Source organism: Vibrio makurazakiensis (genome assembly GCF_050337375.1).
Lineage (GTDB): Bacteria > Pseudomonadota > Gammaproteobacteria > Enterobacterales > Vibrionaceae > Vibrio > Vibrio makurazakiensis.
Window position 1 is genome coordinate 1 of sequence record NZ_JAKJSW010000111.1, and the last position, 14285, is coordinate 14285.

The following is a 14285-nucleotide window of genomic DNA, read 5'->3' on the forward strand; positions in this document are numbered from 1 at the left end:
AGTATTAAGTGAAGATAAGCGTAAACAGCAAGAAGCTGGTCGTGATGAAGATACTGAACAGAAGGGTGAAGAGTAATGGCTCGCCGTCGTAAAGGTCGCCCTATTAACGGGGTAATTCTATTAGATAAGCCGACAGGTATTTCATCTAATGATGCACTGCAAAAAGTAAAGCGAATTTACTTTGCAGAGAAAGCAGGGCACACAGGTGCTTTGGATCCTCTTGCGACTGGCATGCTGCCAATTTGTCTTGGCGAAGCAACGAAGTTTTCTCAGTTTCTTTTAGATTCTGATAAACGCTACGTTGTGATTGCAAAGCTTGGTGAGCGTACCAATACTTCTGACTCTGATGGTGAAGTAGTTGAAACTCGAGAAGTGAATGTAACTCAAGAACAGCTTGAACGTTGTATTGAAAGCTTCAAAGGTGAAACTGACCAGATCCCTTCGATGTTCTCTGCGCTTAAGTACCAAGGCAAGCCGTTATATGAATACGCGCGAGCTGGTATCGAAGTCCCGCGTGAATCTCGTAAAATCACGGTTTACTCGATTGAACTTCTTCGCTTTGAAGGCGATGAAGTTGAGATGGAAGTTCATTGTTCAAAAGGTACTTACATTCGAACGATCACTGATGACCTTGGTGAAATGTTGGGCTGTGGTGCACACGTAACAATGCTTCGTCGCACTGGCGTGGCAAAGTACCCGTATGAGCGTATGGTGACATTAGAGCAACTGAACGAGATCTTAGAACAAGCTCAAGAGCAAGATATTGCACCTAAAGAGTTGCTTGATCCACTGCTGATGCCAATGGATACAGCTGTTGAAGACTTACCAGAAGTGAACCTAAATGCAGAACTGACAGACCTTGTTCAACATGGTATGCCGGTTCAAGTATCAGGAGCACCGACGGAAGGCACTGTACGTATGACAAGTGGTGAAGAAAAACTGTTTGTTGGCGTTGCACAGATTGCTGAAGATGGCCGAGTTGCACCAAAGCGTTTGGTTGTTTTCAGAGATGAAGAGCCACAAGCTTAATCGAGTCTGAATCACAGTCAGCTGATTTGATTTATGAAAGCGGATATCTTATTTAGGTATCCGCTTTTTTGTTTATTCTACGCTCGATTGTTATTGCCCTTATAGTGAAACTTCCCTATAATCCTCGGCTCGCGTAGCGGCTGAATCAGAGATTGGCTGCTACAAATATTAAACTACTCTTATCAGGAGAGCATTATGTCTCTGAATGCAGAAACTAAAGCAGCAATCGTTGCAGAATACGCACAATCTGAAGGCGACACAGGTTCACCAGAAGTACAAGTAGCACTACTTACTGCTTCTATCAACCACCTACAAGGTCACTTCAAAGCGCACAAACACGATCACCACAGCCGTCGTGGTCTATTACGCATGGTTTCTAGCCGTCGTAAGCTTCTTGACTACTTGAAAGGTAAAAACCTTGCTCGTTACCAAGACCTAATCAAGCGCCTAGGCCTACGTCGCTAATAGCGATGTCTGCAAAGACAGTTTGAAGAAAAGGAGCATTTATGCTCCTTTTTTTGTGCCTGTCATATTTCATCAAGTGAGAAATGAGGGATCTCTGTGCGGTTAACCTGATTTTTAGTCGCGAAAATGTCTCTTCCCACGAAAATAGTTTATACTTCTGCACGCTAATAATTGTTTGATTATTTAGCACTTCATTTTGCTCAACAATAACAGTCACAGATGTCGGCCAATAGGTCGCGACTATTAAAAGCAGATGTTTCCGCCCATTAAAGCTAAGTGTCTTTATTGGTGGTTGATACGTCTTTTTTTACTAGTCGCGATTAGTTATTGCGGAGCGCTCATTCACTTATTCTGAAAAGTAATTTTCAGATGAAGGATATACAATGTTTGAAAAACCAGTTGTAAAGTCATTCCAGTACGGTAACCACACCGTAACTCTAGAAACAGGCGTTATTGCACGTCAAGCTACTGCTGCTGTTATGGCGACAATGGACGATACTTCAGTATTCGTTTCTGTTGTTGCAAAGAAAGAAGCAGTTGCAGGTCAAGATTTCTTCCCGCTAACAGTAAACTACCAAGAGCGTACATACGCTGCTGGTAAAATCCCAGGTGGTTTCTTCAAGCGTGAAGGCCGTCCTTCTGAAGCTGAAACGCTAACAGCTCGTCTAATTGACCGTCCAATTCGTCCACTTTTCCCAAGTGCATTCAAAAACGAAGTACAGGTTATCGCGACGGTTGTTTCTATCAACCCAGACGTAAACCCAGACATGATCACTATGATCGCAACGTCTGCTGCACTTTCTATTGCTGGTGTTCCATTTAATGGTCCAATCGGTGCTGCACGTGTAGGTCACATTGATGGCGAACTAGTACTTAACCCTTCAAACACAGAGCTTGAAAACTCTAAACTAGACCTAGTTGTGTCTGGTACTGAAGGCGCTGTACTTATGGTTGAATCTGAAGCAGATAACCTATCTGAAGAAGAAATGCTTTCTGCTGTTGTATACGGTCACGACCAACAGCAAGTAGTAATCAAAGCAATCAACGAGTTTGCAGCAGAAGTTGCTACTCCTGCGTGGAACTGGGAAGCTCCAGTAGTAAACGCTGAGCTTAAAGCACAAGTTGCTGAGCTAGCGGAAACTCGTCTTTCTGACGCGTACCAAATTACTGAAAAAATGGCTCGTTACGAGCAAGTTGGCGCAATCAAGAACGAAGCTGTTGAAACTCTTATTGCTCAAAACGAAGAGCTAGACGAGCGCGAAATCCGCGGCATGCTTGGTTCTCTAGAGAAAAACGTAGTACGTAGCCGCATCATCGCTGGCAACCCACGTATCGATGGTCGTGAAAAAGACATGGTTCGTGCGCTAGACGTACGTACTGGTGTACTTCCACGTACTCACGGTTCTTCTCTATTCACTCGTGGTGAAACTCAAGCTCTTGTTACTGCAACACTGGGTACACAGCGTGATGCACAAATCATCGATAGCCTAATGGGTGAGAAGAAAGACCACTTCCTTCTACACTACAACTTCCCTCCATACTGTGTAGGTGAGACTGGTTTCGTTGGTTCTCCTAAGCGTCGTGAAATTGGTCACGGTAAGCTAGCTAAACGTGGTATCCAAGCGGTTATGCCTTCTATTGAAGAATTCCCATACACAGTACGTGTTGTATCGGAAATCACTGAATCTAACGGTTCTTCTTCAATGGCTTCTGTATGTGGTACATCTCTAGCTCTTATGGATGCTGGTGTTCCAATTAAAGCTTCTGTTGCTGGTATTGCAATGGGTCTTGTTAAAGAAGGCGACGATTTCGTTGTTCTTTCTGACATCCTTGGCGACGAAGATCACCTAGGTGACATGGACTTTAAAGTAGCAGGTACTAACGACGGTATTACTGCTCTTCAAATGGATATCAAGATCGAAGGTATCACTAAAGAGATCATGCAAATTGCACTTAACCAAGCGCAAGGTGCACGTAAGCACATCCTTTCTGTAATGGATGAAGCTATCTCTGGTGCTCGTGAAGATATTTCTCAGTTCGCTCCTCGTATTCATACTATGAAGATCAACACTGATAAGATCCGTGACGTTATCGGTAAAGGTGGCGCTGTTATCCGTTCTCTATGTGAAGAAACGGGTACAACTATTGAAATCGAAGATGACGGTACAGTTAAAATTGCTGCGACTTCTGGTGAGCAAGCTGAAGATGCAATCAACCGCATTAAAGCTCTAACTGCTGAAGTTGAAGTAGGTACTATCTACACTGGTAAAGTTGCACGTCTAGCTGACTTCGGTGCTTTCGTAACGATTCTTCCTGGTAAAGATGGTCTAGTACACATTTCTCAAATCGCTGATAAGCGTATCGAGAAAGTATCTGACTACCTAACTGAAGGCCAAGAAGTTAAAGTTAAAGTACTTGAAATCGACCGCCAAGGCCGTGTACGTCTAAGCATGAAAGAAGCAGTAGAAACTCCAGTGGAAGGCGAAGCGCCAGCAGCTGAGTAATTCTATTGTTTATGAATCGATGAGCTTAGCGCTTTTTGGCGTTTTATAGCCCATCTGTTCAAAAGCATGTTATAAAGGGAGCATATCGCTCCCTTTTTTATTGCGGTCATAACAGGAGTATTTATTCGTGAAATGGTTTCAAACCGCGAGTTTGTGTCTGCTTTTAGCGCTGACAGGTTGTGCTTCCACATCAGAAAAAACAAGCCAACAATGGGTTTACCCACCAATGGCGGTGCCACTGCAAGCTAGTGTGCAGCAAGAAATAAAAATCGCTCGTCTTACTCAATTATTGCAACGTACTGATTTGAAAAATGAAGTACGAGCGAAAATGCTTTATGAGCGCGGTAATTACTACGATAGCGTAGGCTTACGCGATCTAGCTCGTCTTGACTTCAACCAATCGCTTTCTCTTAATCCGGCTCAGCCAGATATCTTCAATTTATTAGGTGTATTCTTCACTCAAGTTGGCGAGTTTGATGCTGCTTATGAAGCGTTTGATTCAACACTAGAGCTCGACCCAGAGAATTCTTATGCTGAGCGTAATCGCTCTATCGCACTTTATTATGGTGAGCGATACGAATTAGCAAATGAAGAAATGATGAAGCATTACTCTGACGATCCAAGTGACCCTTTCCGAGCGCTTTGGTCATACATCATTCAATTTGAACTTGCACCAGAACAAGCTACTCAGGATTTACAGGCTCGCTATGCAGAGCGAGATGAGTCTTGGGGCTGGGTACTTGTTGCTATCATGCTGCAAGATATTTCTGAAGAACAAGCGTTCAAGGCTATCCTAGCAGGTACTCGTGACAACACTTTACTCGCTCAACGCTTAACAGAAACGTATTTCTATCTTGCAAAGCGATACCACATGCAAGGTGACTACGCGAATGCAATTTCTCTGTATAAGTTAGCATTATCTTTTAATGTTTATGAGTATGTAGAGCATCGATATTCTTTCTTGGAGCTTGCACGAATCTTCGATCAAGTAAAAGCCGATCGTATAGCACAGGCGAAAGCTGCAGCAGCAGAGCAGCAAGTCCCACAATAATTATTGAAACGAAAAGCCTTACGTCGAAAAACCGTTGAATATTTCAACGGTTTTTTATTGCGTATAATCTAATCTGATATTAAAATAGTTAGCCTAGCTAACTAAATGAGTAAATTGATGCTTACTGACAACTTAGAGCAAATAGAGCGCTTTGCGGCCAAAATCTGGCGAGTGCATAGCAAGGAAGATCCCATCGCTCAGTTAAGCTTCAATGAATATGATTACCTAAAGGTTATTCAGTCAGCTTCAGAGCCGATTAGACTGACTGATCTCGCTCAAGAGATGGAAGTCACTAAACCATCAGTAACTAACATGGTGCAGAGACTGGAACGAAAGGGGCTGGTACAAAGGAAAGCTTGTGTTGAAGATGCTCGTTCTAAACGAGTGGCACTGACGCCAAAAGCCGTGAGTGGCTTGGAAGACGAAAGTCGAGTGTATGGAATTATGGCTCAAGGATTAGAGAAAAAACTTTCAAAGGAAGAAGCCGTTCAACTGAGCTTGTTGTTGAACAAAGCTTTGAAATAAATATTTTACCAATTAGTTAGCCTTGTTAACTAAATTGCTGGGTAACTAAACTCCTAGGGAGCTAGGTTGCTCAGTAACGAAAAGAAAGAGAAACCTCTATGAGTAATTCTATTTATCGTCAATTTTGGCGATATACCATTCCTACAGTTGCAGCAATGCTGGTCAACGGCTTGTACCAAGTGGTTGATGGGATTTTTATTGGTCGTTATGTCGGGGCCGATGGACTTGCAGGGATCAATGTTGCTTGGCCCGTAATTGGCTCGATCCTTGGCTTGGGTATGTTAGTGGGTGTTGGTACTGGTGCCTTGGTTTCGATCCGTCAGGGAGAGCAAGACAATCAAGGCGCTAAACAAGTCTTAGCAACAGGGTTAACCTTACTACTGGTGCTGTCACCTTTCGTGGCAGGGATCCTGTTTCTGTTTTCTGAAAACTTTTTGCTTTGGCAAGGAGCTGAAGGGCGAGTTTTTGATCTTGGTTTACAGTATCTACATATATTGATCGGCGGCAGCTTGTTTACCCTAGGGTCAATAGCCATGCCATTTTTACTGCGCAATGATGATAGCCCTAATTTGGCCACTATTTTAATGGTGGTTGGAGCCATTATTAATATCGTATTAGATTATGCATTCATCGCTTGGCTTAATTGGGAGCTGACTGGGGCTGCATTGGCAACTGCGATTGCTCAATTTGTCGTGACTGGACTCGGGCTCGCTTACTTCTTTTCTCGTAGAGCAAAACTCCGTCTGCGATGGAGTGAATTGAGATTGAAGTTAACCGCAATCCCACAGATCTTTGCAATCGGCACATCAAGCTTCTTTATGTATGCTTATGGCTCGATGATGGTGGCTTTACACAATGCGTTGTTTGCTCAGTACGGTAACCAATTAATGATTGGTGCTTATGCCATTCTTGGCTATATCGTGACGGTTTATTACCTCACGGCAGAAGGCATTGCCAATGGCATGCAGCCACTAGTGAGTTACAATCATGGAGCGCGTAACCCTGCGAATATTCGCAAGTTACTTAAGGTTGCAATGGTTAGCTCTGTGTCGGTTGGTATGGCATTCATTATTTTATTGAATATTTTCCCAAGAGRGTTTGTTTCCGTATTTAGCTCTCAGGAACCTGAGTTGGTCGAATATACGGTTCTGGGTATCCGCTTACATATGTTTGCACTGGCTCTTGATGGGTTTCTAGTAGTCGCTGGGGCTTATTACCAGGCGGTGAACAAAGGCAGTAAGGCGATGTTTGTTACTGTCGGCAATATGCTTATTCAACTACCATTCCTTTATATTATGCCGAAGCTGTTCGGTGTACAGGGGATCTGGATAGCGTATCCGCTGTCTAATATTGCCTTGAGTGTCGTTGTTATTGCGATGTTGATGAAAGATATGAAGAAACTAGAATCAGCACCGCTCAATCCAGTAGCAGCGTAACGGAACGACTTCTGACAATAAAAAAGGTCTAGCGATTCGCTAGACCTTTTGTGTTTATCCCACTAACTTCACTAATGATTAGATATTTTTCACTTCTAATCCAGCGAGTTGATGCCAATAACCGTTGCACTGTCGGTCGGCAATTTTCATAGGCTTATCACCATGTTCATTGGCTTTGAAGTTATTAAGTTCTGAAAATGTATCAACACCCAATGGACTCAAGCGTACGACATCGACCAACTCTTTCATGTTTGGCAAATCGTTAATCAAGTTATAGCAGTAACCAGATTGGGTTTGAATACCGTTGAGATTGAATACGGATTGGCCTTCTTGGCTGTCCACCTGTAATCCTGTTGGGTATTTGATGCAGCAAGTTTCGCAGTCATCTTTCGCTTTGTTTTCAGCACGAGCGGTAAAGCACCGTGCAGAGTAAGCAAGTGGAAGGTAACCGTGGCTGAACACTTCTACTTCAAATTTATGACGGATATTAAGCTCTTCACATTGTGTCATTACGTTGCTGAGCCATTCGCGAGAAAGCTCAACGGGCATGCACCAACGTGTCATGCCTTGTTTCAAGAACAGGTTCAGCGTGCGTGCATTGTAGGTGTTCACTGCAGGGCCAACTACGAAAGGTACTTTGCTTTCGCTTGCGAGTTGAATTGCAGATACATCATTGGCTTCGATCGCAAAGTCACCATTGGCGATGTACTTCTTCATGATGTTGACTTCGCTTGGCGCTTCAAGCAAAGCCATAGTCGACAGGACGACTTGCTTACCTGAAGAAGAAAGCTCTTTAGCGATATCCATCCAATGTTTGGCTTTCATTTCGCGGCGCTTTGAACATACTGCTTCACCGAGGTAGATGATATCAGCAGAGCTAGATTTAGCCTGTTCATAGAAGCTTTCAACATCTTGCTTTGGCCAGAAATAAAGTAGCGGGCCTAATGCGTATTTCATTGAGTTGTCCATTACTTATCCTCTATTGCCATTTACGGTGGTAAGCACCAAGTGTCGTTTGAGTGCCTTCAGATACGTTTGCTAACGCAGCGTTCCAAGCCTGTTCTACATGGTACTGTTCTGGATTGGATTGGTGTCGATCAATCGCTGCGCGCCATGTGCGAGTTACTTGTTCGACATAGGCTGGGCTGCGTTGGCGACCTTCAATTTTCACAGAAGCGACATTGGCTGAAAATAACTCTGGCAGCATCGAAAGAGTGTTAAGACTCGTTGGCTCTTCAAGAGCATGATAGCGTTTACGTTCACCATCAATATCAGCTTCAAAGCGGCCTTTACATAGCGTTGGATAACCAGCATTTTCTCCCGCTGCGTATTTGTCGATAAGAATCTCGTTAAGACGAGACTCAAGGCCGTCATCTGTTTCTTGCCAGCGTACATATTTAGCAGGTGAACATGCCCCAACGGTATTGGGGGACTCGCCTGTCATGTAAGAGGAAAGATAACAGCGTCCTTCAGCCATAATACACAGGCTACCAAAAGCGAATACTTCAAGATCAACGTCAGAGGTGATGTTACGAGAAAGCTGTTTGACCTGATGAATCGACAATACGCGGGGTAGTACTACACGTTTTACGTTGAAGTTTTTGTGGTAGAAATCAATGGCAGCAGCATTGGTAGCAGATGCCTGAACGGAAAGGTGCAGTTCCATATTAGGGTACTTATTGGCAGCATATTCTAATACTGCAATATCGGCGACGATCAGTGCATCTACACCCAGATCGGCAGCTTGATCAACGGCGTTAGTCCAACGTTCGAAGCCATTTGGGTGAGCAAATGTATTTAGAGCAATGTGTATTTTCTTATTGCGGTCATGAACATACTGGACTGCGCGATCCAGCTTTTTACCTGCAAAGTTAAGACCTGCGAAGTGGCGGGCATTGGTATCATCTTTGAAACCGATATAGACCGCGTCAGCTCCGCAATCAATTGCTGTTTTTAAGGCAGGTAAGTTACCTGCTGGACATAGGAGTTCCATTTGCTCACTACCATTAGAAAAATCGTGAGGAGCATTTTATGAAAGCTTATGAATGGCAAAATTGATGTGAGGCAGGTTTAGTTGAATAAATCGAGTTTTACTCAGTTAGAGGTAGCTATAAAGTTCGTTTATCTAACGCTACTAGTTCTTATGGCGACGATTTTGTGCAAACAACTCTTCAACTTCTTCTTTAGGTTGTGGACGATAGAAGTGGAAGCCTTGAATCGAGTTACAGTTGAGGTTTGAAAGTAATGTTGCTTGCTCGCGCGTTTCGACACCTTCAGCAACTACAGTCAAATCAAGTGACTTACCGAGGTTGATGATGTTTTCAATAACCGTGATTTGCTTCGGTAGGGTATCGATATCACTGATAAAGGCGCGGTCTATTTTTAGCTCGTCAATTGGGAAACGGGCGAGGTAAGAAAGTGATGAATAACCGGTACCAAAATCATCAATCGACAGATCAAATCCCAGCTTTTTAATCGCATTCAACATTTGCAAAGTATGGGCACTATCGCTCATGACTGCGCTTTCTGTCAGCTCAAAAGTAATCGAGCTTGGGTCTAAATCTGTCGTACGCAGTAAGTTCTCCATATAGTCGATCAGTTTTGGGTTACCAAACTGTTCTGGAGATAAGTTAATTGCAACTCTGCCGGGTAATATTCCCTGCATTTTCCAACGTTTAACTGTATTGAATACTTCTCGCATGACCACGCGACCAAGGTGCTCGATCAAACCAGCTCTTTCTGCGACAGGGATGAAAGCGCCTGGGCTAATATAGCCTTCTACCGGGTGTTTCCAACGAACTAGAGCCTCGGCACCGTTAATACTAAAATCACGTGCGTTGACTTTAGGTTGATACCAAACTTCAAGGGCGTTTTGTTGTAATGCTTTCTGCAGTTCGATCTCTAACCAAAGACGCATACGGGCTTCTTTGTTCATTCGATCATTGAATTTGATTAAGCGATTACGCCCACGATCTTTGGCTTCATACATTGCTGTATCTGCATTTTGCAGCAATATACGTGCGTCATTGCCATCTTGTGGAAACTGGACGCTACCAATAGAACAAGCCAATCGCTTACTGAAGTGGTGCAGATCAAATGGTTGGTTAATAAGAGAAATAATCTTATCGGCTAGGGTTTCTGCAACTTGGTTGTTTTCAGGCTCTGGAAGAATAATACCGAACTCATCTCCACCAAGATGCCCGACGACGGCTTGTCTTGGCATTAGTCGCTTAAGACGAGAGGAAACTTCTTTAATTACCTTATCGCCGATATGGTGACCTAGAGAGTCGTTAATATTCTTAAAGTTATCGATGTCTAAATAGAGCATGACTACGGCAGTGTCATTGTGAATGAACTGCTCAAGTCGTTTAGTAAAACCAAGACGATTGTAGAGCTTAGTTAGAACGTCGATATAGGCGTCTTCATTGTTACTTGCGGCAAGCTGCTTTGGTGCGTCTTGCGCGTCTTGTAATAAGACTATTTGCGATTCACTGCCCAATAGCGCCATTGAGTCGACATGTAACTGTATCTTACGTTCAAAGCCACATCGAGCTCCGGTCAGACAAACCAAACCGGTCTCACCAACAAGCGATCCTATCTTGTTGTTAAAAACTGTTTTGGTTTGTGCATCAATAAAGAGTCGACCAAGTTCTTCTCCGATTAACTCTGAAGTTGAGTTAAACCCAAGTAGCCTAGCTGCAGCTGGGTTAGCTGACAAAATGTAGTCATCTTCAACTTGCAGTAAACCGTCAGGAAGTAGGTGAGTTAGCTTATGAAATTTAGATTCAGCTTCTTCTAGCGATCGTATCAGTACTTGGTTTTCTGAGGTGTCGATAGCGTGGAAAACAACGAATTCAGTTTTGCTGTTTTTCTCAAGAGGAGAAATACTAAAGTGAATACTGGTTTCTAAATCGGTTTCGTTGAGCGTGATTTCTGCTTCAATACTTTCGCCAGAGAATGCTCGCTCATAGTACGGTTTTATGTGCTTGTAGAATTGTTCACCTAGTGTTTGGCTGTCATTCATACCCACTAATTCAGCTTGGCTTAATCCTGCAATATCACAATAGCGTTGATTGACCATACAATAGTTATGTTGGCTATCAATAAGCGCGAAAAAAAACGGGCTATTAGATGTGAGTTTTGCAAACCAATGCTGTAGTTGTTGGGGAAGCATCAAAGTACTACTAAGTCTCCAGAAACGGGTTAATTCACCTGAGGTGAAGGGGGATGTCTTAACTAAACGGCAGTCACCGTTTAACTATAACTGTGATTTTGTCGATATTAAAGGTTCAATGGCGAAGCAAATTGTTTGATACACAACAGTAATCTAGGTTGGCACATCATTTATGATGGTTCAATTGTTATTGATAAAGTTACGGATAAGTCACGTGATAAACAAGCTACGCACTCAACTAGTTCAAAATGCAGCGTCAATTTTGCGATCTCCAGTCCACTTATTGCCGCAAGCAGTACAAAAAAAGGCCTTACTTGAGGGGCTGAAAACAGTGTTTAAAGAAGCACTTGAAGATGGTGATTTTGAGTTTTTAGAAGATAAGTGGTTGAAAGTTTCGATAAAAGACATGAACTTAAGCTGGTGTATTAGCTATCAAGACGAAAAGCTTGTTGTTGCCGATACTGAAGTCAATGAAGACGTGAGCTTTAGTGGGAACTTGAATGACCTTGTTTTAATTGCAGGCCGCAAAGAAGACCCTGACACGTTGTTCTTTCAACGTCGCTTAAGTATTGAAGGCGATACTGAACTTGGACTTGAAGTGAAAAACTTAATGGACAGCGTTGATTTAGAGATGCTTCCTAAACCGGTTTTAGTGTTGTTAAATCAATTAGCCGATTTTGTGCAGAAAGGAGTACAATCTCCTCAACCACAAAATGAGGTAATGAATGCTTATTCGAACTGAAGCACCAGCTGACATCTTAGTGATTGACCGATTATTGAAAACGGTTTTTGAGACTGAGGCTGAAGCAAACCTAGTCATGAGTTTGCGAGAAAATAGCCACCTAACGTTATCGTTAGTTGCTTGTACTGATGACGGTGAAGTTGTCGGCCACATTATGTTTAGTCCAGTAACCGTTGAAGGTGAGGACTATAATTGGCAGGGGCTGGCCCCGTTAGCGGTGAAAGAAGATCACCGTAGCCAAGGTGTTGCTGCATCTTTGATTAAAGAAGGCTTTGCTTCTTTATTCGAATTTGGTTACCCAGGTTGCGTCGTATTYGGTGATCCTGACTTTTATGGGCGTTTTGGATTCAAAACTGCGAGTCAGTTTGATTTTAAGTGCCAATGGGAAGTACCAGAAGGTGCATTCCAAGCGATTGAACTTGCTGAAGGCTGTTTTTGTGGTCATTCTGGCCAAATTGAATATAGCCCTGAGTTCAATGCTTTGTAAGCTATAGTGATGACATTAAATCGCTATGATGTTGATTAAAAATAAAGGAGCTTGATGCTCCTTTATTTTTTGTTAGTATCTGCTCGCTTCTATAAGGGTTTTTTATGCCGAAAAACGAATTGCAATACCTACAAGAAATGGGGATCAGTTACTGGGAACTGGCACACCCTGAGCGTTTACAGGGTTATCAAGTCGAACCTTGTGTATTGCCAGAGAACTGTAAGTTACTTTTGGTTTCCCCTGAAAAACCTTCTGGCCAACTTGCGGTGATGTTTGAACGAGTGCTGAAAAGTATCAAACTGAATCTTGAACAGGCTCTGTTTGTCACGCCGAGTGAATATTCTTCCATCAATGACGATGGATTAGAGTGGGTGTGGTTTGCAGGCTGTACAGCTGCTGAAAGCGTCAAAGCCAAAAGTTTACAATCGCCGTTACTGTCTGAAATAGATGGTAATAACCAACACCGCCGTGCTTTATGGCAACAAATTTGTAGTTACGATGACTAATCAATTTATCTCTCTGAATAATAGCCATATTGATGCGGTATGGATGATAGAACAAGCTGCCCACTCTCACCCATGGAAACAGTCTATGGTAGCGGATGTTGAGAGCCGTGGGGCATGTCACCATGTTTTAGTCGTGAACGACAAAGTTGTGGGCTACTTTTACGCTCAGAACATAGTTGGTGAAGTGACATTGCTGAATATTGCAGTTGATCCTAGTGAGCAAGGTAAAGGCTATGGTAAGGCGTTGATCGAGTTCTTTTTACAGATGTGCGAAAACGCTAAAGCAGACAGTGCTTGGTTAGAGGTGAGAGAAAGCAACCAGAGTGCCTTCGGGTTATATGAATGGGTAGGGTTCAACGAGGTTGATCGCCGACGTAATTATTACCCAACAAGTAAGGGCAAAGAAGATGCAATCATCATGAGTTACATCTTCTTCTAAGGTGACTTTTCTAGCTGCTTTTCGCTAAAGCTTCAGAAGCTAAATTATAGTGAGGTTGCAATAGTCGCTGTGTGACCTCAGCTACAGGGAGCGGTTTATCAAATAGATAACCTTGGAATTGTTTACAACCCAATGACTTGAGAGATTCCAATTCTAAACAGTCTTCTACCCCTTCCGCTATTACCTCTAAGTTCAATCGCCTTGCTGTCATAATGATCGTATCGACTAAGGCTTGATCACTTTCATCTAAATGTAGTTGCGTAACAAACGAACGGTCAATCTTAAGTACATCTACTGCCAGATGTTTTAGGTAACGAAGTGATGAGTATCCAGTACCAAAGTCATCAATAGATATTTGCAAATTGTGTTCTTTAAGTTGAGCCATTTTTTGGATGGCATCCTCAACATTTTCTAATAAYAGACTTTCTGTAATTTCCAGCTCTATGTGCTCCCCGGTGATTCCCGCCTGAGAGAGTGTATGGGTGATATGTTCGACAAAGGATTCCTGCGAAAATTGCAACGTACTAATGTTGATCGCGAGTCTATGGAAGCTTGGTGGTAACACGCCCTGTTTTTCCCATTTTGCGTATTGGTAGCAAGCTTGTTCGATGATCCAGTCACCAATCTGTAGTATTTGACCTGTCTCTTCAGCGATCGGCATGAAGACTCCTGGTGGTAGCAGCCCTCGTTCTGGGTGGTTCCACCGAATTAGCGCCTCAACTCCGATAATTTCGTGTTTATCGTTTACTTGAGGTTGATAGTACAGTTCAAGCTGCTCCTTGCTTAGTGCTTCATGTAATCCTTTCTCTATCTCAAGAAAAGACTCAACTTGAGCCTGCATTTCCGGCTCATAAAACATGTATTTATTTCTACCTGCGACCTTAGCTCGGTACAAAGCGGTATCTGCTTGTCGCAGTACATCAATGC

General features: G+C 43.0%; 14 protein-coding genes. 10 read left to right on the top strand and 4 right to left on the bottom strand.

Annotated features, from left to right (window positions below):
- Positions 1-75: 75 nt before the first annotated feature.
- The 6 genes from truB (at position 76) to L4C33_RS13270 (ending at position 7010) form a co-directional block, all read left to right on the top strand.
- Positions 76-1029 carry a tRNA pseudouridine(55) synthase TruB gene (gene truB / locus L4C33_RS13245; protein ID WP_428812900.1) on the top strand — a complete coding sequence of 318 codons (954 nt, stop codon included), beginning with the start codon at positions 76-78 and terminating at the stop codon, positions 1027-1029.
- A 195-nt stretch (positions 1030-1224) separates the two neighbouring features.
- Complete coding sequence (gene rpsO / locus L4C33_RS13250) at positions 1225-1494, top strand: 30S ribosomal protein S15 (RefSeq protein ID WP_010436144.1); 270 nt, start codon at positions 1225-1227, stop codon at positions 1492-1494.
- 383 nt (positions 1495-1877) lie between these two features.
- A complete protein-coding gene (pnp, locus tag L4C33_RS13255) occupies positions 1878-3998 on the top strand; it encodes a polyribonucleotide nucleotidyltransferase (RefSeq protein WP_428812901.1) in 2121 nt (706 codons plus the stop codon).
- Positions 3999-4125: 127 nt separating this feature from the next.
- On the top strand, positions 4126-5049 hold the full coding sequence (nlpI, locus tag L4C33_RS13260; protein ID WP_428812902.1) for a lipoprotein NlpI: 924 nt from the start codon (positions 4126-4128) through the stop codon (positions 5047-5049).
- A 117-nt stretch (positions 5050-5166) separates the two neighbouring features.
- A complete protein-coding gene (locus L4C33_RS13265) occupies positions 5167-5574 on the top strand; it encodes a MarR family winged helix-turn-helix transcriptional regulator (RefSeq protein ID WP_428812911.1) in 408 nt (135 codons plus the stop codon).
- A gap of 98 nt (positions 5575-5672) precedes the next feature.
- Positions 5673-7010, top strand: coding sequence for an MATE family efflux transporter (locus L4C33_RS13270; protein WP_428812903.1), 1338 nt, complete (start codon positions 5673-5675; stop codon positions 7008-7010).
- A 78-nt stretch (positions 7011-7088) separates the two neighbouring features.
- Here L4C33_RS13270 and L4C33_RS13275 read toward each other — a convergent pair whose 3' ends face one another.
- The 3 genes from L4C33_RS13275 to L4C33_RS13285 all read right to left on the bottom strand — a co-directional run bounded on the left by L4C33_RS13275 (position 7089) and on the right by L4C33_RS13285 (position 11184).
- The gene (locus tag L4C33_RS13275) at positions 7089-7967 is read right to left on the bottom strand and encodes a U32 family peptidase (RefSeq protein ID WP_428812912.1); all 879 of its coding nucleotides are present in this window, start codon (positions 7965-7967) and stop codon (positions 7089-7091) included.
- Positions 7968-7989: 22 nt separating this feature from the next.
- Complete coding sequence (ubiU, locus tag L4C33_RS13280) at positions 7990-9003, bottom strand: ubiquinone anaerobic biosynthesis protein UbiU (protein WP_428812904.1); 1014 nt, start codon at positions 9001-9003, stop codon at positions 7990-7992.
- 141 nt (positions 9004-9144) lie between these two features.
- A complete protein-coding gene (locus L4C33_RS13285; protein ID WP_428812905.1) occupies positions 9145-11184 on the bottom strand; it encodes an EAL domain-containing protein in 2040 nt (679 codons plus the stop codon).
- A 214-nt stretch (positions 11185-11398) separates the two neighbouring features.
- Here L4C33_RS13285 and ubiT point away from each other — a divergent pair, with 214 nt between their 5' ends.
- The 4 genes from ubiT to rimI all read left to right on the top strand — a co-directional run bounded on the left by ubiT (position 11399) and on the right by rimI (position 13358).
- Positions 11399-11926 carry a ubiquinone anaerobic biosynthesis accessory factor UbiT gene (ubiT, locus tag L4C33_RS13290; protein ID WP_428812906.1) on the top strand — a complete coding sequence of 176 codons (528 nt, stop codon included), beginning with the start codon at positions 11399-11401 and terminating at the stop codon, positions 11924-11926.
- Positions 11910-12413, top strand: a complete 504-nt coding sequence (locus tag L4C33_RS13295) for a GNAT family N-acetyltransferase (RefSeq protein ID WP_428812907.1) — start codon at positions 11910-11912, stop codon at positions 12411-12413. The genes ubiT and L4C33_RS13295 overlap by 17 nt, the downstream gene beginning before the upstream one ends.
- 104 nt (positions 12414-12517) lie before the next feature.
- Positions 12518-12919: a DNA polymerase III subunit psi gene (locus L4C33_RS13300; protein WP_428812908.1), complete on the top strand. Its 402-nt coding sequence runs from the start codon at positions 12518-12520 to the stop codon at positions 12917-12919.
- The gene (gene rimI / locus L4C33_RS13305; protein WP_428812909.1) at positions 12912-13358 is read left to right on the top strand and encodes a ribosomal protein S18-alanine N-acetyltransferase; all 447 of its coding nucleotides are present in this window, start codon (positions 12912-12914) and stop codon (positions 13356-13358) included. Before L4C33_RS13300 ends, rimI begins: the two co-directional genes overlap by 8 nt.
- 10 nt (positions 13359-13368) lie before the next feature.
- On the opposite strand, the gene L4C33_RS13310 is transcribed toward rimI, so the two are convergent.
- A partial coding sequence (locus tag L4C33_RS13310) for a putative bifunctional diguanylate cyclase/phosphodiesterase (protein WP_428812910.1) occupies positions 13369-14285 on the bottom strand: 917 nt, incomplete at its 5' end.